General features: G+C 65.6%; 18 protein-coding genes and 2 pseudogenes. 11 read left to right on the top strand and 9 right to left on the bottom strand.

Features of this window, described 5'->3' with window-relative positions; translation table 11 throughout:
- The first annotated feature begins 7 nt into the window (after window positions 1-7).
- The 3 genes from AC2W7L_RS15765 to ccsB all read left to right on the top strand — a co-directional run bounded on the left by AC2W7L_RS15765 (window position 8) and on the right by ccsB (window position 3575).
- Window positions 8-772, top strand: a complete 765-nt coding sequence (locus AC2W7L_RS15765) for a cytochrome c biogenesis CcdA family protein (protein WP_062244572.1) — start codon at window positions 8-10, stop codon at window positions 770-772.
- Window positions 772-2439 carry a cytochrome c biogenesis protein ResB gene (gene resB / locus AC2W7L_RS15760; protein WP_486005195.1) on the top strand — a complete coding sequence of 556 codons (1668 nt, stop codon included), beginning with the start codon at window positions 772-774 and terminating at the stop codon, window positions 2437-2439. Before AC2W7L_RS15765 ends, resB begins: the two co-directional genes overlap by 1 nt.
- A 131-nt stretch (window positions 2440-2570) precedes the next feature.
- Window positions 2571-3575: a c-type cytochrome biogenesis protein CcsB gene (ccsB, locus tag AC2W7L_RS15755; RefSeq protein ID WP_062244569.1), complete on the top strand. Its 1005-nt coding sequence runs from the start codon at window positions 2571-2573 to the stop codon at window positions 3573-3575.
- 473 nt (window positions 3576-4048) lie between these two features.
- Here the strand turns inward: ccsB and AC2W7L_RS15750 are convergent, their stop codons facing one another.
- The gene (locus tag AC2W7L_RS15750) at window positions 4049-4480 is read right to left on the bottom strand and encodes a PLD nuclease N-terminal domain-containing protein (protein WP_062244566.1); all 432 of its coding nucleotides are present in this window, start codon (window positions 4478-4480) and stop codon (window positions 4049-4051) included.
- 84 nt (window positions 4481-4564) lie between these two features.
- On the opposite strand from AC2W7L_RS15750, the gene AC2W7L_RS15745 reads away from it, so the two are divergent.
- Window positions 4565-4936: a DUF4229 domain-containing protein gene (locus AC2W7L_RS15745; protein WP_486005194.1), complete on the top strand. Its 372-nt coding sequence runs from the start codon at window positions 4565-4567 to the stop codon at window positions 4934-4936.
- Here AC2W7L_RS15745 and AC2W7L_RS15740 read toward each other — a convergent pair.
- The 3 genes from AC2W7L_RS15740 to AC2W7L_RS15730 all read right to left on the bottom strand — a co-directional run bounded on the left by AC2W7L_RS15740 (window position 4872) and on the right by AC2W7L_RS15730 (window position 8011).
- Window positions 4872-5804, bottom strand: a complete 933-nt coding sequence (locus AC2W7L_RS15740) for a 1,4-dihydroxy-2-naphthoate polyprenyltransferase (RefSeq protein ID WP_486005193.1) — start codon at window positions 5802-5804, stop codon at window positions 4872-4874. The genes AC2W7L_RS15745 and AC2W7L_RS15740 overlap by 65 nt on opposite strands.
- Window positions 5805-5842: 38 nt before the next feature.
- Window positions 5843-6769, bottom strand: a complete 927-nt coding sequence (locus tag AC2W7L_RS15735; RefSeq protein ID WP_486005192.1) for an AMP-binding protein — start codon at window positions 6767-6769, stop codon at window positions 5843-5845.
- Window positions 6770-7090: 321 nt separating this feature from the next.
- Entirely contained in the window at window positions 7091-8011 is a 921-nt protein-coding gene (locus AC2W7L_RS15730) for a 1,4-dihydroxy-2-naphthoyl-CoA synthase (protein WP_486005191.1), read from the bottom strand.
- Between the two features lie 113 nt (window positions 8012-8124).
- On the opposite strand from AC2W7L_RS15730, the gene AC2W7L_RS15725 reads away from it, so the two are divergent.
- Window positions 8125-9873 carry an o-succinylbenzoate synthase gene (locus AC2W7L_RS15725; protein WP_486005190.1) on the top strand — a complete coding sequence of 583 codons (1749 nt, stop codon included), beginning with the start codon at window positions 8125-8127 and terminating at the stop codon, window positions 9871-9873.
- Window positions 9874-10037: 164 nt separating this feature from the next.
- Here the strand turns inward: AC2W7L_RS15725 and AC2W7L_RS15720 are convergent, their stop codons facing one another.
- Complete coding sequence (locus AC2W7L_RS15720) at window positions 10038-11606, bottom strand: alpha/beta hydrolase (RefSeq protein WP_486005189.1); 1569 nt, start codon at window positions 11604-11606, stop codon at window positions 10038-10040.
- 59 nt (window positions 11607-11665) lie between these two features.
- Here AC2W7L_RS15720 and AC2W7L_RS15715 point away from each other — a divergent pair.
- Both AC2W7L_RS15715 and AC2W7L_RS15710 read left to right on the top strand, forming a co-directional pair.
- Window positions 11666-11992, top strand: a pseudogene (locus tag AC2W7L_RS15715) (thiamine pyrophosphate-binding protein); the annotation flags it as partial.
- 182 nt (window positions 11993-12174) lie between these two features.
- Entirely contained in the window at window positions 12175-13479 is a 1305-nt protein-coding gene (locus AC2W7L_RS15710; protein ID WP_486005188.1) for a thiamine pyrophosphate-dependent enzyme, read from the top strand.
- A gap of 57 nt (window positions 13480-13536) precedes the next feature.
- Here the strand turns inward: AC2W7L_RS15710 and AC2W7L_RS15705 are convergent, their stop codons facing one another.
- Entirely contained in the window at window positions 13537-14907 is a 1371-nt protein-coding gene (locus AC2W7L_RS15705) for an isochorismate synthase (protein ID WP_486005187.1), read from the bottom strand.
- An 82-nt stretch (window positions 14908-14989) separates the two neighbouring features.
- Between AC2W7L_RS15705 and AC2W7L_RS15700 the strand changes: the two genes are divergently transcribed.
- The 4 genes from AC2W7L_RS15700 (at window position 14990) to AC2W7L_RS15685 (ending at window position 19265) form a co-directional block, all read left to right on the top strand.
- Window positions 14990-15718: a demethylmenaquinone methyltransferase gene (locus AC2W7L_RS15700; protein ID WP_486005186.1), complete on the top strand. Its 729-nt coding sequence runs from the start codon at window positions 14990-14992 to the stop codon at window positions 15716-15718.
- Window positions 15719-15720: 2 nt separating this feature from the next.
- Window positions 15721-17022 (top strand): geranylgeranyl reductase family protein, encoded by a 1302-nt coding sequence (locus AC2W7L_RS15695; RefSeq protein WP_486005185.1) that lies wholly within the window; start codon window positions 15721-15723, stop codon window positions 17020-17022.
- A gap of 61 nt (window positions 17023-17083) precedes the next feature.
- Entirely contained in the window at window positions 17084-18127 is a 1044-nt protein-coding gene (locus AC2W7L_RS15690) for a polyprenyl synthetase family protein (RefSeq protein WP_486005211.1), read from the top strand.
- Window positions 18128-18197: 70 nt separating this feature from the next.
- Window positions 18198-19265 (top strand): permease, encoded by a 1068-nt coding sequence (locus AC2W7L_RS15685; RefSeq protein ID WP_486005184.1) that lies wholly within the window; start codon window positions 18198-18200, stop codon window positions 19263-19265.
- Window positions 19266-19277: 12 nt separating this feature from the next.
- On the opposite strand, the gene AC2W7L_RS15680 is transcribed toward AC2W7L_RS15685, so the two are convergent.
- From AC2W7L_RS15680 to AC2W7L_RS15670, 3 genes and pseudogenes are all read right to left on the bottom strand, one after another.
- Entirely contained in the window at window positions 19278-20048 is a 771-nt protein-coding gene (locus AC2W7L_RS15680) for a hypothetical protein (protein WP_486005183.1), read from the bottom strand.
- Window positions 20045-20963, bottom strand: a pseudogene (locus AC2W7L_RS15675) (ABC transporter ATP-binding protein). The gene AC2W7L_RS15680 and the pseudogene AC2W7L_RS15675 overlap by 4 nt, the downstream one beginning before the upstream one ends.
- Window positions 20964-21040: 77 nt before the next feature.
- Window positions 21041-21379 (bottom strand): GntR family transcriptional regulator, encoded by a 339-nt coding sequence (locus AC2W7L_RS15670; protein ID WP_486005182.1) that lies wholly within the window; start codon window positions 21377-21379, stop codon window positions 21041-21043.
- Window positions 21380-21510: the final 131 nt, after the last annotated feature.

The raw sequence follows: 21510 nt of genomic DNA, 5'->3' as shown, positions 1-21510 counted from the left end.
AGTCCGAGTGAGTGGCCTCGGGGCGGACTTCGCCCAGACCGTTCTCTCGGGACCGCTGCTGCTGGCTGCCGGCGCGGCGGCCCTGGCCGGACTCGTCTCGTTCGCCTCACCCTGCGTGCTGCCGCTGGTACCCGGCTACGTCGGATACGTCACGGGTCTCTCCGGATCCTCGCTGAAGGACAAGCAGACGTGGCGAGTGGTCGTGGGCATCACCCTGTTCGTCCTCGGCTTCACGGTCGTCTTCGTGCTGTTGGGAACCAGCTTCTCCGCGCTCGGGGCGCTGTTCTCCCAATGGCAGTCGATCATCCTCCGCGTCCTCGGCGTCATCGTCATCCTCGCCGGTTTCGTATTCATGGGTGGATTCGGCCTGCTCCAGAACGAGCACCGCATCCGCGCCAGACCGAAGGCCGGACTCTGGGGCGCACCGGTGCTCGGCGCGACCTTCGCCCTCGGCTGGGCTCCCTGCGTGGGACCGACCCTGTCGGCCGTGCTGAGCATGTCGGTGAGCTTCGGCGGTGACGGAATGATCTGGCGCGGAGCACTGCTGGCCTTCGTCTACTGTCTGGGCTTGGGCATCCCGTTCATCCTCCTGGCGCTGGCGATCCACAAGGGCGCCGGACGACTCGAGTGGGTGCGGAAACATCAGACCGCGATCGTGCGTGCCGGGGGCATCATGCTCATCATCCTCGGCGTGCTCATGGCCAGCGGTGTATGGAACATGTGGATGACCTCTCTGCAAGGTCTCATCAATGGATTCGAAGTGGTGATCTAGTGGCGGGCTCAACTGAAGGCTCGGAGACGACGCAGCCGAAATCGGGTGCGACATCGACGGCGAAGCAGGGGGACAAGCCTGCCGCGAAGTCGACCGTGACGCAGCCCCAGCTCGGGTTCCTCGGCATGTGCCGGTGGGCCTGGACTCAGCTGACGACGATGCGCGTGGCCCTGATCCTCCTGCTCATCCTCGCCCTCGCCTCGATCCCCGGGTCTCTGCTGCCGCAGAGGATCCAGGACCCGGGCCGCGTCAACACCTTCCTGGACAACAACGGTGCCTGGGGGCAGTTCCTCGACACCATCCAGATGTTCGACGTGTACTCTTCCGTGTGGTTCTCCGCGATCTACCTGCTGCTGATGGTCTCGCTCATCGGCTGCATCATCCCGCGGTCGAAGCAGCACTGGAAGGCGATGCGCTCGTCCCCGCCCAAAGCACCGAGGCGGTTGTCCCGGATGCCCGGTTACGCCTCCTTCGCCTCGGCGCAGGGAGACGCAGAGACCCGTGAGGACGCGGACGAGGAGTTCCTCGATGCCGCCGAGGCCCGGCTGAAGAAGTCCGGGTACCGGATCAACCGGCAGTCCGATCACATCGCCGCCGAACGCGGCTATCTCCGCGAGACCGGCAACCTCGTCTTCCACATCGCGCTGCTCATGGCGACCCTGACGATGGCGATCGGATCGCTGTTCGGCTACGAAGGTCAGCGCATCCTCGTCGAGGGTGAGACGTTCTCGAATTCGCTGGTCTCCTATGACTCCTTCGAACCCGGCTCCTACTACGATGCGGACAATCTGCCGGACTTCCGGCTCAAACTCGATTCCTTCACCTCCACCTTCGACGATCAGGCGGCGGGCAACCAGTTCGGTCAGCCGCGCAGCTTCGATGCGAAGGTGACGACGACTGCGGACGGGAAGACCGAATCGCACCTGCTCAAGGTCAACGAGCCGGTGCGCGTGGGCGGCGTCGGCGTCTATCTGACCGGAAACGGCTACGCCCCCGAGGTGACCGTGCGTGATGCGAAGGGCGATATCGTCCAGTCCGGTCCGCAGGTGTTCATCCCGGACGGCGGAGACCCCGGATACACCTCCGAAGGCGTCATCAAGGTCCCGGACTCGGCCGGCACGCAGATGGGGTTCGTCGGCGTGTTCCTGCCCACCGCTGCACAGAATCAGGACGGGGAGCTGATCTCGAGCTTCGCCGAGCTGCGCAACCCGTACCTCGTGATGAGCGGGTACACCGGCGACCTCGGCCTCGACTCCGGAGTCCCGCAGTCCGTGTACTCCCTCGACGCCGACAAGATGACGGAGATGACCGACGAGTCGGGCAATCCGCTCGTCATCCAGCTCGCCGAGGGGGACACGCAGAAGCTGCCCAACGGCGGCTCGGTGACCTTCGACGGAGTCAAGAAGTACATCGCCGTCGACATCTCCCAGGACCCGACGCAGGCGCTCATGCTCATCAGTGCGATCCTCGTTCTGGCAGGGCTCGGCCTGTCCCTGTTCATTCCGCGCCGTCGCGTCTGGGTGCGGATCAAGAACGGCGACGCCGAGGTGGCCGCCCTGGCGCGTGGTGAGGATCCGATGGTCGAACGCGCAGTAGAGGACCTGGTCAAAGACCTGCGCGACACGGACCCCGATGAGGGTGAGCACGACGAGGACGACGAAAGATGAACCCGAAGTACTACGCGGAGTAGAATAGCCGCGGAGTGCGCGTCGCCTTCGGTCTCCGCACGGAGTCGGAGGGAGCGCGCAGACAGAGAACAGCATGCGATAGAAGAGCACTTCAGTGGTGCGGAGGATGAATGGACGTCAACACAGACCTCGCAATGTGGTCGAACCAGTTGATCATCTCGGCGATGATCGTCTACGCCGTCGCCATGATCTTCTACGCCTTCGACCTCTTCGGTGCGCGTGAGCTGAAAACCTCGGAGACCGAGGTCGCCACCTCCGCCAAGGCCAGCACCGTGCGCCGGACGAACCGGAAGACGGCGTCGACCGCCGTTCTCGACCGGCCGGGCGACGACGATTCCGCGACGGTGAAGTCGTCGAAGAAGAACCGGCATCGCGGTGCCCGCATCGGCACCTCGCTGCTCGTGCTCGCCATGCTCCTCCACGTCGGGGGAGTGCTCACTCGTGCGCTGTCCGTGGCCCGTGTGCCGTGGGGCAACATGATGGAGTACGTCCTGTCTGCCACTGCGATCACCGTCATCGTCTACCTCGTCGTGCTGATGAAGAAGGACGTGCGGTACCTGGGAACGTTCGTCTCCGGCGGAGTTCTCCTGTGCCTGGGACTGGCGATCACCGTCTTCTACACCCCGGCCGCCAAGCTCATCCCGGCTCTGGATTCGTACTGGATCGCCATCCACGTGCCGATCGCGATCCTCTCGACCTCTCTGCTCTACATCTCTGCGATCCTCGCGGTCTTCCAGATCCTGAAGAGCGTGCATGAGACCAAGGACCCGAAGTGGCTGCGGTTCCTCCACCGGCTGCCCTCGAGCACTGACCTCGAGCGGATCTCCTACCGGATTGCGGCTGTCGGCTTCATCACCTGGACCTTCACCCTCATCGCCGGCGCCATCTGGGCCGAGGTTGCCTGGAGCCGCTACTGGGGTTGGGACTCGAAGGAGATCTGGACGTTCGTCGTCTGGGTCATCTACGCCGCGTACCTGCACGCCCGTGCGACCCGCGGTTGGGGCCCGACGAAGGTCGCCGTGCTCAACCTCATCGGCATCGCCTCGGTGATCTTCAACTTCACCGTCGTCAACATGTACTTCAACGGACTGCACTCGTACTCCGGCCTCGACTGACGCAAATGTCCGGCCCGCGGCAGCGGCCCGGGCTCAGCCGCGCTGAGGGAGTTCAGTCGCGCTTAAGGCACTGTTTCAGGTGGGCAGCACGGTTTTGAAACCGGGCTGTCCACCTCAAACAGTGCCGTTTGCGTACTGTCTTAATGTGGTGATGGCCCGTGCGAGAAGGCGTCGGAAGCGTGTTGTGGTGCGGTCTTCTCTGAAGTCGCCACGTTCTTCGGTGAGCAGTCCAGAACAAGGAGTACCAATTCGCCGATTCGCAGCGCTGCACAGCCGCCGAGGTGTCCCACGGCTTCGCTTGATCGCAACGATGCTACGCCGCAGCGGTGTCAACGATGTCGCCGAATAGCGGCGGTATTGCCTAGCTGCGGCATTACGCGAGAGAGGGACGGACGGCTGCGAGCCGAATTGTGCTTGGCGACTCAGAGGCGAGACCAGTCAGCTGGTCAGGAAGACGGGTCGCGAGAGAGCGGTCAGTTGGAGCGGCCGCGGCCGTCGCCCTTGGTTCCCCGGTCATCGGAGTCGGCAGAGGAGTCTGCGGGACCGCTGTCGTCATCCGACTTCGCGGTGTCTTCGCTCGGGGAGTTCTCGTCGTCGTGGTCCTGAGCCGGAGGCGCGTGTTTGCCGAGCTTGAGTTCGCGATCGACCTGACGCAGATAGTCAGGGTCGTCATCGGGAGCAACCTGCCCGCGGGGGCGTGTGCCGCGGGTGGGCTTGTCTTCGGAACCGCGTCCGAACAGGTACCAGAGGATGAACCCGAGGACGGGGATGAAGAGGATGATGAGTGCCCACGCAGGTTTGGGCAGGACTCGAATCAGACCCCGATCACGCAACAGGCAATCGAAGAGTCCGTACAGTGTCACCGCAGCCGCTAGGACGATCGCGGCAATGAGTAGTCGAGCCATGCATCAAGGATAGTCCACCAACCTGAGCGCGGCCTCCAGCGGGCGGTGACAAGACTGTCACGATCGGAGGCTAAAATGAGTTCAATGCGCACCTTCTGGCTCTACACACTCGCTCGCTTCGGCCTCATCATCGCCGTCGGCCTCGTTCTGTTCCCTTTCCTCGGCCTCAACCTGGTCATGGCGATCGCCGCCATCATCATCGGTGCACTGCTGAGCTACCTGCTCCTGGGCAAGATGCGCGCCAAAGCCGCAACCGAAATCGAAGCGAAGGTCGCCAAGCGGGCGTCCAAGCCCAAGCGCGTCGGCGCGACGAAGCGGCTGAGGACGAGATCGTCGAAGAGCGTCTCGGAGAAGACGGCGACCAGTCGAAGTGAACTGAGGCGGACGCGCTTCAGAGCGCCAGGCCGAGGCCCATCAGCGCGGAGAAGGCCAAACCGGTCAGCCCAGTGGACTTGATCGGCGGAATCAGCCCAGGACCTGTCGTGCCGCTGAGCACCGTCTTGAGCGGATTGAGCGCCGGGACGAGGGCGAGGATCGCCAGGGCCACGGCGGGATGGCCGTCGAGGATCGCCAGCGCCAGCAGCGCGAACGGCAGCAGCACGAGCACCGCATAGGCGATGCGTGCGGCATTGTCACCCATCTTCACAGCCAAGGTGATCTTGTCGGCTTCGATGTCGGTGGGGATGTCGCGGAGGTTGTTGACCATGAGCACAGCAGAGGCCAGGGATCCGATCGCGACTGCTCCGGCCCAACCGCTGAGGGTGAGATGACCGACCTGCATCCACATCGTGCCCAAAGTCGCCACGAGCCCGAAGAACACGAAGACGAAGACCTCGCCGAGGCCCATATAGCCATACGGCCGCCTGCCGCCGGTGTAGAACCAGGCGGCGGCGACTGCGGCGGCTCCGACGAGGAGAAACCACCATGCCTGCGAGATGAGGACGAGGACGATGCCGGCGACCCCGGCCAGGCCGAAGAAGATGAAGGCGGCCCGTTTGACCGCGTGAGGTTCGGCCAGCCCGGTCGCCGTCAGACGGACGGGGCCGACGCGTTCGTCGTCGGTGCCGCGGATTCCGTCGGAGTAGTCATTGGCGTAGTTCGAGCCGATCTGCAGGCAGAGTGAGACGAGGAGGGCGAGAAACCCGCGCAGCAGGATCTGTCCGAAGCTGACGTGGTCGTCCTTGCCGGAGATGTCGTCGAGGATGAAGGCGGTGAATCCGCCGAGGGAACCGATGGCGGCTCCGGTTCCGATGAGGACGGGTGCGAGAGCCAGGGGCAGAGTTCGCAGTCGAGCTCCAGAAATCCACTGGGCGGCATCAGCCATAGGTCTCGCTCACCTTCCTGTCGGTTTGTGGAGCCGTCTTATATTACCGGTAGTTCACCAGTATGGGTATTCGCATCACGCGCCATGAGATCGGCGGCGATCCGGGCCGCAGCCCTGCGATCGGGTTTGCCGATCGACCGGTTCGGAATCTCGGCGACCGGGAAGACGAGCTGCGGCAGCAGCTGCCCCGTCATCCCATGGTCGAGGGCATTGAGCCTCTGTGCCGATTCTCGCGGATTCTCCGCTCCGACTCCACCGCCGTCGGCAGTCCGGACGAGTGCGACGATCCGTTTGCCCCATTCCTCGTCGGGTACCCAGGTCACGAGCATCTCGGCGATTCCCGCTTTCTGCCAGCTCGGCAGCAGTCCGGTCTCCAGGGCGTGCGGAGAGACGTTCGTGCCTCCGGAGACGATGATGTCATCGGCCCGACCGAGGACACTGAGCACGCCGGAATCGACCCTGCCCAGATCGCTGGTGTGCATGATCCGCCGTCCCGCCTCGTCGACGGTGAGAGCGGGGGAGTCGACCGGTGTGATCGTCCCGTCGGTGGCGATCTCGACGTAGCCGTCGGCCACGACGGGGCCGGTCAGGTCGATCGTGCCCGCCTCGGTGATGGTCACGTCGACCCCGTCGAAGGGCACCCCGTCATAAACGCAGCCGCCCGCCGTCTCGCTCATCCCGTAGGTCCGCACGATCGCCAGCCCCGCGGCCTCGGCGCGGTCGAGCAGTGACGGTGAGATCGCCGCTCCGCCGAGGAGGATGTGCGAGATCCGTCCGGCTGCCTCGGTGGCGGCGCTGTCCTCGAGGATCCGGTGGAGTTGGGTGGGCACGATCGAGGTGTACGTCGGTCGGTCGCCCGCCCGTTCCACCAGGGGGGTGACCTCGGAGGTGAAGGACTGTGCGGTGAACCTCGCCGAGGCGGCCCTGACCGGGGCACGGCCCGCCAAGCGGGCGCGCAGCTCCACTTGGAAGCCGGCGATGTGGTTGACCGGCAGGCACAGGTGCCAGCGCCGGGCCCGGAGAGGAACCGTTCGGTCGCCCGCGCCGAGGTGGTCAGCGCATGAGCGGACAGCGCCACAGCCTTCGCCGTCCCCGTCGACCCGGAGGTGAAGAGGATGAGCGCCGGGGCTGGGTCCTGACCGGCCCACACGCTGGGAGCCACCTCGGTGACTGCGCCGTCCCGATCGGACGGGAGGATGAGGATCGACGTCCCGTTCAGTGCCCGATCGATGGCCTCGGGCAGCTCGGCGGGGTGCAGTTCGCGTGCAGTCATGCGCAGAGCCGGTTCAGTAGTACCAGGGGAACGGCGACCAGTCGGGGTCGCGTTTTTCGAGGAAGGCGTCGCGTCCTTCGACGGCTTCGTCGGTCATATAGCCCAGTCGGGTGGCTTCTCCGGCGAAGACCTGCTGGCCGACGAGTCCGTCGTCGACGAGGTTGAAGGCGAACTTGAGCATGCGCTGCGCGTTCGGGGACTTGCCGAGGATCTCTCGCGCCATCTGCAGGGCGGCGGTCTCGAGGTCGGCATGGTCGACGACCTCGTTGACGGCGCCCATATCGGCCATTTCCTGAGCCGAGTAGGTGCGGCCGAGGAAGAAGATCTCACGAGCCTTCTTCTGACCGACCATCTTCGCCAGATAGGCGGAACCGTACCCCGCGTCGTAGGAGCCGACATCGGCGTCGCTCTGCTTGAACTTCGCATGCTGGCGCGAGGCGATCGTCATATCGCAGACGACGTGGAGGCTGTGTCCGCCGCCGGCGGCCCAACCGGGGACGACGGCGATGACGATCTTCGGCATGGTGCGGATCAGGCGCTGGACTTCGAGGATGTGGAGGCGTCCGGCGCGGGCCGGGTCGACGCTCTCACGGGTCTCACCGGATGCGTACTGGTAGCCCGAGCGGCCGCGGATGCGCTGGTCGCCGCCGGAGCAGAAGGCCCAGCCGCAGTCCTTCTCGCTCGGGCCGTTACCGGTGAGCAGGACCGCGCCGACATCGGAGGTCTGGCGGGCGTGGTCGAGGGCGCGGTAGAGCTCATCGACAGTGTGCGGACGGAAGGCGTTGCGGACCTCGGGGCGGTCGAAGGCGATGCGCACGCAGCCGATGTCGTTGCCGGTGGCGGGGTCGATGGCTCGGTGGTAGGTGATATCGGTGAAGTCGAAGCCGGAGACTTCACGCCAGGCAGTGGGGTCGAAGATGTCTGAAACCGTCATGGCCCCCAGCCTAGCGCTTGGCACCACCTGCACGGGCCGGACCCGGGTGGTGGATGGTGCAGTTCCGAACGGCAGGAAGTCGTGGCAGGGGAGGCGAGCGCTAGTCTGGTCGTATGGCCGATACAGCCCGTTCGCACTCCGGTGCACCCGAACCTGCGTCCCTCTCCTCAGCTCCGCTCGATCTGCCCGCACGCTTCGACGAGGTCATCGAGGACCTGCACGTCGTGCGACTGCCGATGGTCACCCGATTCAGAGGGATCACCGAGCGAGAAGTGGCGCTCTTCTCCGGTCCTGCAGGGTGGGCGGAGTTCTCCCCGTTCGTCGAATACGGCACCGAGGAAGCCAGCCGGTGGCTGCGCGCCTCCCTCGAATTCTCCGGGCTGATCCCGCAGCCCACCGCCCTCGCCGAGGCGGCCCCCTCCAATGCCCACGCGCGCGGTTCCGCCCCGGCGGCGGTGGCTGATGGTGAGACCGTCGCCGTCAACGGCACGCTGCCCGCCTGTCCGCCGGACCAGGTCGAATCGATCCTGTCCCGTTACGGTCGAGTCGGCACCGTCAAAGCGAAGGTCGCCGAACACGGTTTCGCCTCCCTGGAGGAAGACCTGGCGCGCCTGCGGGAGTTCCGCAGACTCTTCCCCGACACGACGCTGCGCCTGGACGCAAACGCCGGTTATACGCAGGCCGAAGCCGTCAAGGCCTGTGAGGCCTTCGCCGACTTCGACCTCCAATACTTCGAACAGCCGGTGCCGGCAGTCGAGCAGCTCGCGGACCTGCGCGAGGAACTCGCCCGACGCGGACTGCCGATCGTCATCGCCGCCGACGAATCCATCCGCAAAGCCGAGGACCCGCTGCGTGTGGCCGAACTCGGGGCCGCCGAAGTCATCATCGTCAAAGTCCAGCCGTTGGGTGGAATCGGTGCGGCCCTCGACGTCATCAGTGCCTCGGGGCTGCCCGCAGTCGTGTCCTCGGCGCTCGAGTCTTCCGTCGGACTGGCCGCCGGTGCCGAACTGGCGGCCAAGCTGCCGCGCACCGACCGCAGTCGGGACATCCTCGGTGACCGGGTGGCCTGTGGCCTGGGGACGGGACGTCTCTTCACCGCCGATATCGTCGCCGACCACGAGGCGCTGACTCCGGTCGACGGGGCCATCCCGGTGACGCGAATCGTCCCGGACCCTGACCGCCTGCAGCAGCTGGCGGTGGATCCGGGAGATTCGAGTGGTGGGCTCAGCGGGTGCAGAGCTGTTGGAGTGCCCTGCGCGGCGAGAACCTGCGCGGCTGAGCTCAGTCTGCCCGCGGCTGAACCTGGTCAGCCCGCTTTCGTCACGGATTCGACGAAAGCGTCAGCGGCCTTCGTCACGGTCGCTTCTTCGACATCGGCGAGGTTGGTGACGGAGACGAGGTTGTTTTCGGCCCGGGCGGTGACGATGCGAATCTCCGTAGCGGTCTGTCCTCCGGTTTCGACGGCCGCGACGACTCCGGCGGTTTCATCGGCCCCGGCGACCTCAGCGTCGAAGGTCGAGTATTTCAGCGACATCTCCATGCCCGCGGTCGTCATCTTCACGTCACTGCACTCTTCGGCGATCTTCGCTGTGCCGTCGAGCTGTGACTGTGCGTCGTCGGCGCTGTCGAAGCTGGACAGGCCGGCGGACAGGACATTGTCGCTCGTGGCTCCGGCCACAGTGGTGCCGCCCGAGGCGATATTCGAATTGATCAGGTCGAGAGTGATGTCCTTGCACTTGGCAGGCTCGAATTCCGAGCTCTCCAGCGCCTTGGCCATCTCACCATTGGCATCTCCGGCACCGTCGACGGCCTTGAACGACTGTCCATCGACCTGCGTCGATTCGAGGACCTCCTTGAGCTGAGCTTCGTCGAGCTTCTTGACCTCCGGCTGCGCCTCGGCCGCCGGTGACTCACCGCCGCCGTCAGTCTGCTCCGGTTTGTCTCCTCCACCCGTGCAGCCGACGAGTGAGAGTCCGGCGAAAAGAGCGATGGCTGGGAGTATGCGTTTCATGGTTGACCTCTCGAGTCAGCGTTCTGAAGAATCAGCGGCCGACGATTCGCGACCGCTCTCAATATAAACGCCAGTGGGATCGTCTGCGGTTTCTGTCTGTGACGGATCTGGAACATCGGCTGTGGACCGTCCTCCGCCGACCGCCGCAGCACCGTCGATTGCTGCCGCACCGTGACCGCGGTCGGCTGTCGAATCGACCGGCGCCGAGGCGATCCTGACCGTGGTCACCTCGTCCTGTCCCAGCGTGGCGAAGTGCGCGGTGCGCTTGCCGGGGATGATCGGATCGTGCATGGCGCGCAACCGACCGGTGAAGGTCAGTCGTCCCTTCTTGTCCGCCTTCTGCTGGTAGGCGTTGTCTCCGCTGGGGCCGGACACGCTGATGTCGTAGCGTCGTCCGGGGTCGAAGAGCCCGGGAGTGCGGACACGGAAGCTGCCGGTGCCGCTCAGGGAGAAGCCTGCGGCGCTGACGGCGTCGAAGCGCACGACCTGCGCGCGACGACGGGAGATCTCCACCCTCCACCCGTGGATGTCGAAGAGGGCATGACCGGTGAGGAAGGTGAACTCTCCGCCGTCGGCCACGCGATCGGTGTGTCCGCGATCCGAGCTCGCATAGTCGCGCCGTTTGGCGAGCGTCTTCAGCCAGGCTCCGAGCTCCCGTTCCCAGCTCGTCCAATTGTGCAGACCGCTGGTGCGCGGAAACCAGGAATGGCGGATGCCGAGGGCGTTGAGACGGGCGGAGAAGCGCTCGCCCTGGGAGCTGATCATCGTCTCCAGCAGGTCCCGGTCCTTCGCCCCTTCGAGGCTGCCCGATCCGGCACTGAACCACAGGTCGAGGCCGCGGAGATTCTCGGCCAGAGCATAGGGCGAATTCGCCAGCCATTCGCTGCGGTCCTGCCCGGGATCGCCGAACAGGCTGAGCGACCGCGCGCCTTCGCGCATCGCGATGATGTCGAATGCCGGCACCGTCGACAGCGGATCCAGAGGAGAGGAGAACGCTGCGGCCGATCCGTACCTGTCTGGATGCCAGGCCGCGTACTTCATCGCCCCGTAGCCGCCCATCGACAGCCCCGCCAACAGCTGGCTGCCGGGTGCCCAGTCGACGGAGAAGTTCGCTTTGAGGAAGGCGGGGATCTCCTCGGTGTGGAAGCGCGGCCAGTCGTGGACCTCGCTGCCGACGGCCAAACGCGAATACGTTCCCGCTCCGCCGTCGGGCATGACGACGAGGTACGGGGAATCGAGGGTGAGCTCCTCGGCGGAACCGAAATCCGTCCATGAGCGGAAGTCGTCGCCGCCTCCGTGGAAGAGGTGGATGACGGGGCTGACCTCGGCGGGAATCCCCGGCAACAGCACCCGCACGCCGACGGTGCGGCCGAGTGCGGGGGAGTAGAGGAAGAATTCGCGCAGCCTCGGCGAGAGTTTCCGTTTGTCTCGGATATGCCAAGTCCGGGCGTCCTTTCCGCGGGGTTCGGGCCCGAGGAAAGACGTGGTCTGGTCGCGAGCGGGATAGCGTCCGCGCTGGGAGCGGGCCGCGGTCAGAGTGCGGATGGCCCGTGCTCCCATCGCGATGATCAACGAGCGGCGCATTTTTCGAGGTTAGAGGGCAGAGGTGAACCACAGGTGGTCAGGTGGTTGAATATCAGGTGATGTCGAATTCGAGCGCGGTGGCGCAGCAGATTGCCCGAAGCCTGGTCCATGCCGGGGTCAGTGATGTCGTCTTCGCTCCCGGTTCGCGGTCGGCTCCCTTGGTCTATGCCCTGGCTCCCCTCGCCGAGGCGGGACTCATCCGCACTCATGTGCGCGTCGATGAGCGTGATGCCGCCTTCCTCGCCCTCGGCCTGGCCCGCGGCCTGCGTGCCCGCGGCAGTGACTCCGCCGTGGCGGTCGTGACGACGTCCGGATCGGCCGTGGCCAATCTCCACCCGGCCGTCCTCGAAGCTTCGTACGGACACCTGCCGGTGCTCGCGCTCACCGCGGACCGCCCCGCCCGGCTGCGCGGCACGGGGGCCAACCAGACCATCGACGACCAGTCGCAGGTGCTCAGCGACGTTCGTGCCCGCTTCGATATCCCTGCCGGTGATGCCGCCGAGGCGGTCGCCCGATCGGTGTCAGACGCCGTGCAGCGTTGGGGCAGAGTGATGGAACCCGCGCCGAGGTGGCAGGCCCCGTCCAGTTCAATGTGCAGTTCGACGTGCCCTTGGTTCCCACCCCGGAGGAGTTGGGCGCATGGAAGGACGAGATCGGCGAGTTGGCTGAAATCGGGGTCGAGCATCGTGGTGCCGAGACCGGCGCTTCAAGCACCGGGCCTCGCTTCGGAGAAGCAGATCGCGGCGGTGCGGGAACCGGCTCGCGGGCATCCGTCGGTGTCACTATCACAGAAGGGACGGTCATCGTCGCCGGAGACGCCGGCGGGTATTCGGCCGAATCTCTGCGTGCACTCGCCGCTGATCATCATCTTCCCGTGCTTGCCGAACCCTCGAGTGCGCTGGCCCGCACCACTGCCGGTCTGTCGGGCTCCTCAATCTCTGGCACCGTCGAACTCACGACCGTCGTGCCCGCCCATGCCCGAGTACTCAGCGATCACCCCGAGCTGCGAGAGCCGATCCGCACCGTCATCGTCCATGGAAAACCGACCCTGACCAGGCCCGTCGCCGCACTGCTCGCCGACGAAACGGTGAACGTACAGCACGTCCCCGACAACATCGATGCGCTTGATCTGACCGTCACTGTAGCGAGAACCCCTGCCGACGATGTGACGGCGGTGGACGAGGCACAGGGCGTCCCCGCCTCCGGGTCGGACTGGGTGTGCGCATGGATCGACGCCGGGACATCCCTCGTAGCAGCCGCACGAGCAGAGCAGTCTGCGGAACGATCCGCGGCACGAGCCGCGGACGAGCGCTCGGGAGCCGCCTCGGCGAGGGTATTCCAGTCGACGGCACGAAAGATCACCGAACACCTCGCTGCCCAGGACATCACCCTCTTCGTCGCCAGTTCGAACTCGGTTCGCTACCTCAGCGACGCCACCGACATCCGCGCTCGCATCCACGCGTCAAGAGGTCTGGCGGGAATCGACGGACTGATCTCGACCGCCACAGGGCTGTCTCTGGGGTTGGGGGAGCCGGTCGTCCTGCTCATCGGCGATATCGCCATGCTCCACGACATCGGCGGACTGCTCGCCCCGAACGCCGAGGAGGTCGGTGACGTGACGATCGTCGTGCTCAACGACGACGGGGGAGCGATCTTCTCCGGACTCGAACACTCGCAAGCCCACCTCGAAGGATTCCTGGAGCGCTATTTCACGGTCCCGCACGGCCGCGGCTTCGCCGAGCTCGCCGCAGCCTACGGGTGGGAGCATGCTCGGGTGACCGGTGCGGAGGAATTCGCCACAGCCTTCGGCACGATCGACGGACAGCGAGACGCCGGTGCCCGTCGCATCATCGAGGTGACGGCACCGCACTAGGCGACGGAACTTTCGCCGATCTTCTGACAGCAGGGGAGGTGCGGTGAGCGCGAAAAGTCAGTCGCGGTCGAGGCCGAGCGCGCGACGCATCGGAGCGAGCTTCGCGTTCGTCTCGGCCACCTCGGTGACGGGGTCCGAATCGGGCATGATGCCAGCACCGGCGTACAGCCGGATCCGATTGCGATCCTCGAGCTGACCGCAGCGCAGGGCGATGCCGAACTGGCCGTTGCCGCGGCCGTCCATCCATCCGACGGGACCGGAGTAGCGGCCACGGTCGAGGGGTTCGAGCTCATCGACGTGTGCCACTGCGCTCGCCTGCGGGTACCCGCCGACGGCGGCCGTCGGGTGGACGGCAGCGGCGACATCGAGGGCATTGAGGCCGGAATCGGCGGCCAGGGTCGCCTGCGCGTCCGACGCCGAATGGATGACATTGGCCAGCGGCAGCAGGTGGGGGCGCTCATCGACGGTGACATCCTCGGCGACCGAACCCAGACTGCGCTGCAGCGAGGCGATGGCGAAGGCATGCTCGGTGCTGTCCTTGTGGGCGCTCAGCAACTTCCGTGCCGCCGGCATCTCCTCCATCGGGTTCTTCTCCACCCGGTAGGTCCCGGCCAGCACCCGTGAGGTCACCTTGTTGTCCTCGACCCCGATGAGCAGCTCCGGAGTCGACCCGATGAGACCGGCGATGTCGAAGGTCCAGCAGCTCGGGTAGCTGCGGTTGAGCGCACCGAGCACCGCACGCACGTCGATGTCCTCATCGGTGGTGACGACCTCGTCGCGGGCGAGGACGATCTTGCGCAGAGTCGGATCATCCGAGAATGCATCCACCTCCGCCGAGGTGTCGATCGGGGTGAGCATGTCAGCGACCTGCTCGACGAGCCGCGACCACTTCTCCGGACCGAGATCCCCGGCCTCGGCGCGGGCCGTCTGCACGCGCTGCAGAGGTTCTGCCTGGAGGATCGGCGGCAGGGGAGGCACCTCGGCTGTCGAGATCGAGCTCAGCCACACGCGGCCACCTCGGCGACCGAGGACGAACTCGGGGACGTGGATGATCGAATCGACCGCGGATTCGCCCGAATACGTGACGGTGGCGAAGCACACGAGCCCGGAGCCGAGCAGATCGACCTCATCTTCGACCTCGGCCACCTCGGTGATGGCCTTCCACGCATCGGAGAGCTCAGTGAACCGCTCGGGCCCGCGCGCTCGGATGCGCAGGGTGCGGCCGAAGCCGATGAGACCGGAGGTGTCACGGACCCAGCAGGAGAAGCCATCGGTCGGCAGCAGCTCGAGCGTCTGCTCCACTGTCGTGGGCAGACCCGATTCGAAGGGGAAGCCGGGCCCGGGATCGACGTCGTCGACGAAACGGGACCGCACATGCAGGCGCGGAGGGGCGGAGAGGATGTCGGAAGTGCCGAAAGTCGTAGTCATGTCGCCTCGATTCTAGACGAGGATCGTGAGTGCCAGGGATCCGGATTCGCCCTCTCGGATGAGGTGTTGAGAGAATATGGTCATGAACCGTGCCAAGCTGGACAAACAGCCCGCCGACGTCGCGTCGATGTTCGATGATGTCGCCTCCCGCTACGACCTCACGAACGACGTCCTCACCTTCGGAATTGCCCGCGCCTGGAGGCGCACCGTCGCCCATTCCGTGGCCGCGGGGCCCGGCGAACGCGTGCTCGACTTGGCTGCCGGCACGGGCACCTCGTCGATGACGTTCACCCACCACGGCGCCGAGGTGGTGGCCGGGGACATCTCCACCGGAATGCTCGCCGAGGGGCGCCGTCGGCACCCGCAGATCGACTTCATCTACGCCGATGCGATGGACCTGCCCTTCGCCGATTCGAGCTTCGACGTCGTCACGATCTCCTTCGGCATCCGCAACGTCCACGACGTCGATCTGGCGCTCACCGAGATGCTGCGCGTGCTCAAGCCCGGTGGGCGCCTCGTCATCTGCGAATTCTCCACTCCGACGCTCGACGCTTTCAGCCTCGTCTACAAGGAATACCTGATGAGGGCGCTGCCGGCCGTGGCACGTGCCGTGTCCTCGAACCCCGAGGCCTACGTCTATCTGGCCGAGTCGATCCGTGACTGGCCGAACCAGGACGCCTTCGCCCACCAGATCCTCGACGCCGGGTTCGACCAGGTGAAGTACCGCAACCTCACCGGCGGAATCGTCGCCGTCCACCATGCCCTCAAGCCCGCCGAGGCGGCCGACGCCGCGGAGTCGACCCAGCCTTGACGATGAATGAGTTCGATGCCGAAGTCGTCGTCGTCGGTGCCGGGCCGGCCGGCTCGGCGATCGGCGCCTACCTCGCCCAGGCCGGGCACGAGGTCATCATCCTGGAGAAGTCAGGATTCCCGCGCGACAAGATCTGCGGCGACGCCCTGACCCCGCGCGCAGTCAAGGAGGCCGGCTACCTCGGTATGGACTTGCCGGAATCCGACGGCTGGCACCGGAACAAGGGGCTGCGCCTCATCGGCGGCGGTCACCGGCTCGAACTCGACTGGCCCGAGATCGACGGCACTCCGAACTACGGGGTCACCCGCCCGCGGATGAGCATGGACGAAGCTTTTGCTCGCCACGCTCAACGCAGCGGGGCCCGGCTCTTCGAGCAGGTTCGCGCCATGTCCCCGGACATCGGCGAAGACGGATGGATCCGCGGCGTCCACGCCTCCGGAACCGACCACCGAGGCCGCCGTGTGGGACCCGAAGCCCACTTCCGGGCCCCGATCGTCATCGCCGCCGACGGGGTCTCCTCCCGCCTGGCCGTGTCCATGGGATTGGAGAAGCGCGACGACCGGCCGATGGGAATCGCCGCTCGCGCCTATCACACGACTCCACGGCATGCCGATGACTACATCGAATCCTGGGTGGAGATGCGGTCGACGAACGCGGCCGGGGAATCCGAGACGCTGCCCGGATACGGGTGGATCTTCCCCCTCGGCGACGGCACCGTGAATATCGGTGCCGGGCTGCTCGACTCCTCACCCCAATTCAAGTCCGTGGATCTGCGCGGAATGATGAACCAGTGGATCGCTGACATGGGCCATGAGTGGGGCATCGACGAATCCACCTCTCTGGGCCCGATCAAATCCGCGGCCCTGCCGATGGCCTTCAACCGCACACCGCACCTCCACCGCGGTCTGCTGCTCGTCGGCGATTCCGGCGGAATGGTCAACCCGTTCAACGGCGAAGGCATCGACTATGCGCTGGAATCCGCGCGTATCGCCGCCGAGGTGATCTCCACCTATTCGCGCTACCCGCAGGCCGTGATGCGTCGTCGCTTGGAGGAGTACCCGGCTCTGCTCGGAGACTCCCTGGGCGGCTACTTCACCCTGGGTCGCGTTTTCGCCTCGATCATCGGCCATCCTGCGCTCATGCAGTTCGGAATCAAGTACGGTATGGGTGTTGACGTTGTGATGGAGTTCGTCGTCAAATTGTTGGCGAACCTCTACCGCGACCCGAAGGTCTCCGAGGCCGATCTCATCGACAGGATCATTTCGGCCCTGACCCGAATCGTCCCGGCCACCAGCAATGTCTGAGCGAACGGAAGACGCTGAGACCACAGTGAAGAATTCTGAGCGCAAGGACGAGGACAACGGCATGCCGACACCGACTACGACGAATGACGAGGACATGAGCCACCCAGCCTCTCCGGCCACCTTCACCGGTGACGACGCCCAGCTCGCGGCAGAGATCTCGACTCAGTTGGAAACCGTGGAGGCTCGTCTCTACGAGGTCACCGAACAGACGCGGAGACTGCCGGACGAGACATCGAAGCATCTGCTGGCCGCCGGCGGAAAACGCGCCCGCCCGAACCTCGTGCTGCTCACCGCCCGCCTCGGCGATGCGGACAACGAGGACATCGTCGATGCTGCCGTCGCCGTCGAACTCATCCACCTCGCATCGCTGTACCACGACGATGTCATGGATGATGCTCCCGTGCGGCGCGGTGCGAAGGCCGCCCACGAGGTGTGGGGCAATTCGGTGGCGATACTCACCGGAGACCTGCTCTTCTCCAAGGCTTCCGGGGTGACCGCGAAGCTCGGACCCGAGGCCGTGCGCATCCAGGCCGAGACCTTTGAACGACTCGTCCTCGGTCAGCTCAACGAATTCTCCGGTCCTCCCGAGGGCGCCGACGCAATCGAACACTACATTCAGGTGCTCGCCGACAAGACGGGTTCGCTCATCGCCACCTCGGCGCGCTTCGGCATCATGTTCTCGGGAGCCGATTCGGCGCTGGCCGAACCCGTGCGGGTCTTCGGCGAACGCGTCGGTGTGGCCTTCCAGCTCGCCGACGACATCATCGATCTGACCACGACATCATCGGAGTCAGGGAAGACTCCGGGCACGGATCTGCGCGAACGCGTTCCCACCCTGCCCGTGCTCTATGTGCGCGCCGCCGCGGCTGAGGGTGATGAGTCCGCCGCCGAGGTGGTCCGACTGCTCGACGCCGACCTCGATTCCGATGAGGCCCTGGAAGCTGCGCGTGCGGCGTTGGCGGCACATCCGGTGACGGAGAAGGCCCGAGTAGAAGCTTCGCGCTGGGCGGATGAGGCCAAGGCGGCTCTGTCCCCATTGCCGGAAGGCCGCGTCAGGGAGTCGCTGTTCGCCTTCGCCGACTCCGTCGTCGCCCGCACTTCCTGAAGCTCCGTCCCCTCACCGCCGCTCCACTGTCTCTCCGCCGTTTCGGCACGCGCACAAAGGACATACCGCGATGACGCACACCTCGGCTTCGGCACCGGTTCGGACTCCGCAGCGACTCAGTGCCGCCGATTGGACCGGGCTCGGCGTGCTCGCACTGGTGCTCGTGGTGGGCCTGAGCTGGTCGAAATGGCTGCCGTACTGGGACAAGGCATGGACGCTGAGCAAGACCTCGCTGTGGGACGGTGCTCCTCTCTTCGACGCCGCGGGGCAGAAAGTGTCGCTGTCGGGGGCGTGGGACTTCACGCTCGTGTACTTCACCGCCGTGTGGAAAGCGCTGCTGGTGGCACTGCTCGTCGCGGCGGCCATCGACGCACTGGTGCCGCGTGACTGGCTGCTGAGGCTGCTCAACCGGCGCAGCCACACCGGCCAGTCCCTCGTCGGCGCCGCTTTGTCGATGCCGTCGATGATGTGCACCTGCTGTGCGGCCCCGGTGGCCGCGGGGCTGCGGGATTCGGGTGTGCGCCGTTCTGCCGCTCTGGCCTACTGGGTGGGCAATCCGCTGCTCAACCCCGCGGTACTCATCTTTCTGGCTCTCGTCCTGCCGTGGCAGTACATGGCGGTGCGCATCGTCTTCGCGCTGCTCATCGCCGTCGGCGCCGCTGCTCTCATCGGAAGGTGGGTGAGCGGTCCGGCCGATGCGGCACCCGAGTCCGGGGCCGCCTCGGCGAGCCTGTCGTCGCTTCCCACCCGCTACCTGCGGTCCCTGGCCAGGTTCACACTCATCCTCGTTCCCGAACACCTTGCGCTCGTCTTCGTCATCGGACTCATCGCACCCTGGCTGACCGGGGTCTTCGGACTCGAAGCCCAGTTGGGAGCCGGTGCCGTCCTCATTGCGGCGGTCGTGGCCACCCTGCTCGTCATTCCCACCGGCGGAGAGATCCCGATCATCCTCACCCTCGTGCCTCTCGGCGTCGGAGCCGGTGTCACAGGTGCTCTGCTCATCGCCCTGCCGGCGCTGAGCATCCCCTCGATGGTCATGGTCGGGCGAGCCATGGGGTGGCAGACGACCGCGGCGATGGGCACGGCAGTGGCGGTCGCCGCGGTGCTCGCCGGGGGAGCGCTGGCCCTGCTCAGCTGAGCCACGGACCGTTCAGCCGCCTCGGCGAGGGCAACTGCGGATTACGTCGTCAGGCGACGCAGGGTGAGGTACGACCCTAGGGCGAAGACCGCTGTCAGGCCCAAAGCCCACAGACCCAGTCCGACCGCCTGCGCGTCGACGAGTGCCGCCCACACGTCGGGCCAGGCCCGATTGACGTTGATCCAAGCGCGCGGCCAGCAGCACCAAGGAGATGCCTGTGAGGGAGATCGTGAGGATGAGAGCGCCGACGCGTTTGTACACGATCGCAAACCAGAAACCGAGGACGAAGCACAGCATCGTGAGCACGAAATAGACGAATCCGGCTCCGAGCGGGCCGTGCTCCCACACCCATGACAGGTAGGCGAAGTAGCCGTTGATGCCATAGCCGTCGGTGGCCTGCTCGATGAGTCCCAGGACGACGAACACGACGGAGATGCCGGCGGAGCTGATCGCCGCGGCGGTCAGGGACCCGAGACAGAACTCGCGTCGAGTGAGGCTCATCGCCTGGGAGAAGTAGAACGTGCGATTGACCGCCTGTGCGCCGACGACGGCGAAGTACCACAGCGGCGCTTGCGAACCTCCGCTGTACTTGGGGGAGTCCACTCCCGCGGAGGCGATGATCCAGTGGATGACGAGGGTGATGAGCCACGCGGAGACGAGGATGAGCACGGGCACCCAGACGAAAGTCTGCGTGTTCGTGAACTGCAGGCGGACGACGCCGAGGATGCGGCTCTTCGGTCGCGCGGTTCGGGATTCGGGTGGGCGGTCGATGACGGCGGTCATGATTGCAGGCTCCTTGAGTCGGTCTCCGCTGCTGAGGACTCGGCAGCGTCCGCCTGAGTGCTGCGGACGACGAGCTGCTGCAGGGAGACCGGAGTGAGGTCGAGGTTGGCGTCGGCGATGAGTTCCCGATCGGCATTGCTGAGGCGGCCGAGCATCGTCACCGAGGCGACTCGGCCGAGTGCTTCGCGGTGGATGACTTCGCGACCGGCGACGAGGCGATTGATCGCGTCGGCAGCCCCGACGATATTGACTGCGCGACTGCGGACCTCCTCGGTGGTCTCATCCATGATGATCCGTCCCCGGTCGATGACGATGACCTTCTCGATGAGATCGGCGACTTCGTCGATGAGGTGGCTTGAGAGCACGATAGTGCGCGGATACTCGGCGTAGTCGGTGATGAGGTGGTCGTAGAAGATCTGCCGGGCTACGGCATCGAAGCCGAGGTAGGGCTCGTCGAAGAATGTGATCTCGGCACGGGAGGCGAGTCCGATGATGACGCCTACGGCTGATTGCTGACCGCGGGAGAGCTTCTTGATCGGCGTCTTCAGCGGCAGATCGAAGTCATCGACGAGTTGGTCGGCGAAGTCCTGATCCCAGTGTGGGAAAAAACAGACGGGCGTTGGTCAGGGCATGCCGGGCATTCGAATCATCCGGATACTTCTGGCTCTCGCGGACGAAGCACATGCGATTGAGCACGCGGGCGTTCTCATAGGGATTCTCCCCGAATACCTCGACATCGCCGCTGGTCGCGAAGTTCTGTGCTGTGAGGATGGACATGAGGCTGGTCTTGCCGGCCCCGTTGCGTCCGAGCAGGCCGTAGATCGAGTCCTCGGAGATGCTCAGGCTGACATCATCGAGAGCGGTGGCGGTCTTGTACGTCTTGGTGAGGTGGCGGACCTCGACGACGGAGTTCATGGGTCATCCCTTCGCTGCGGTCGGATCGATTGCGGTGGTCAGATGGAGTTCTCGGGAGCGCTCTTCGATGAGCGCGATCACGTCCTTCGACCCCAGACCGAGGCGGTTGGCCTCGTTGAGCAGGGGACTGATGAAGTTCTCGGAGAACGTGGTGCGGTGTTCGTTGATGAGCAGAGCGCGGGCGCCTCGGTGACGAACATCCCGATGCCGCGGCGCTTCTCCAGCACGCCCTTGTCGACGAGCCGGTTGATGCCCTTGGCTGCGGTGGCCGGATTGATCGAGTAGAAGGACGCGAGCTCGTTCGTCGATGGTGCTCGGGAGAGCTCGGGCAGGGTGCCGTTGAGGATCGAGTCCTCGACCTTCTCGGCGATCTGAGTGAACAGGGGTTTGGCGTCGTCGATCACTGTCGGCTCCATGTGAGTTGGTTAGTTACTTAACTAATGAACCATGGTCCCGGGTGCGGTGTCAAGGCCCGGAGACAATCCGAGCCGGCAATCCCCTGAATTACTACCTGACGGCGGCTCAGCAACCTCGCGCGAGGTTGCTG

This window comes from Brevibacterium sp. LAARM3_SD1, from assembly GCF_057364765.1.
Note: the sequence above shows the minus strand (reverse complement) of the source record. Positions and strands in the feature narration are given on the sequence as shown.

Bases quoted from the DNA above. Each gene is read 5' to 3' on its own strand.
- ccsB (WP_062244569.1), top strand. From the start codon at position 2,571: ATGGACGTCAACACAGACCTCGCAATGTGGTCGAACCAGTTGATCATC.
- AC2W7L_RS15750 (WP_062244566.1), bottom strand. From the start codon at position 4,480: ATGGCTCGACTACTCATTGCCGCGATCGTCCTAGCGGCTGCGGTGACA.
- AC2W7L_RS15745 (WP_486005194.1), top strand. From the start codon at position 4,565: ATGCGCACCTTCTGGCTCTACACACTCGCTCGCTTCGGCCTCATCATC.
- AC2W7L_RS15740 (WP_486005193.1), bottom strand. From the start codon at position 5,804: ATGGCTGATGCCGCCCAGTGGATTTCTGGAGCTCGACTGCGAACTCTG.
- AC2W7L_RS15730 (WP_486005191.1), bottom strand. From the start codon at position 8,011: ATGACGGTTTCAGACATCTTCGACCCCACTGCCTGGCGTGAAGTCTCC.
- AC2W7L_RS15725 (WP_486005190.1), top strand. From the start codon at position 8,125: ATGGCCGATACAGCCCGTTCGCACTCCGGTGCACCCGAACCTGCGTCC.
- AC2W7L_RS15720 (WP_486005189.1), bottom strand. From the start codon at position 11,606: ATGCGCCGCTCGTTGATCATCGCGATGGGAGCACGGGCCATCCGCACT.
- AC2W7L_RS15705 (WP_486005187.1), bottom strand. From the start codon at position 14,907: ATGACTACGACTTTCGGCACTTCCGACATCCTCTCCGCCCCTCCGCGC.
- AC2W7L_RS15700 (WP_486005186.1), top strand. From the start codon at position 14,990: ATGAACCGTGCCAAGCTGGACAAACAGCCCGCCGACGTCGCGTCGATG.
- AC2W7L_RS15695 (WP_486005185.1), top strand. From the start codon at position 15,721: ATGAATGAGTTCGATGCCGAAGTCGTCGTCGTCGGTGCCGGGCCGGCC.
- AC2W7L_RS15690 (WP_486005211.1), top strand. From the start codon at position 17,084: ATGCCGACACCGACTACGACGAATGACGAGGACATGAGCCACCCAGCC.
- AC2W7L_RS15685 (WP_486005184.1), top strand. From the start codon at position 18,198: ATGACGCACACCTCGGCTTCGGCACCGGTTCGGACTCCGCAGCGACTC.
- AC2W7L_RS15680 (WP_486005183.1), bottom strand. From the start codon at position 20,048: ATGACCGCCGTCATCGACCGCCCACCCGAATCCCGAACCGCGCGACCG.
- AC2W7L_RS15670 (WP_486005182.1), bottom strand. From the start codon at position 21,379: ATGGAGCCGACAGTGATCGACGACGCCAAACCCCTGTTCACTCAGATC.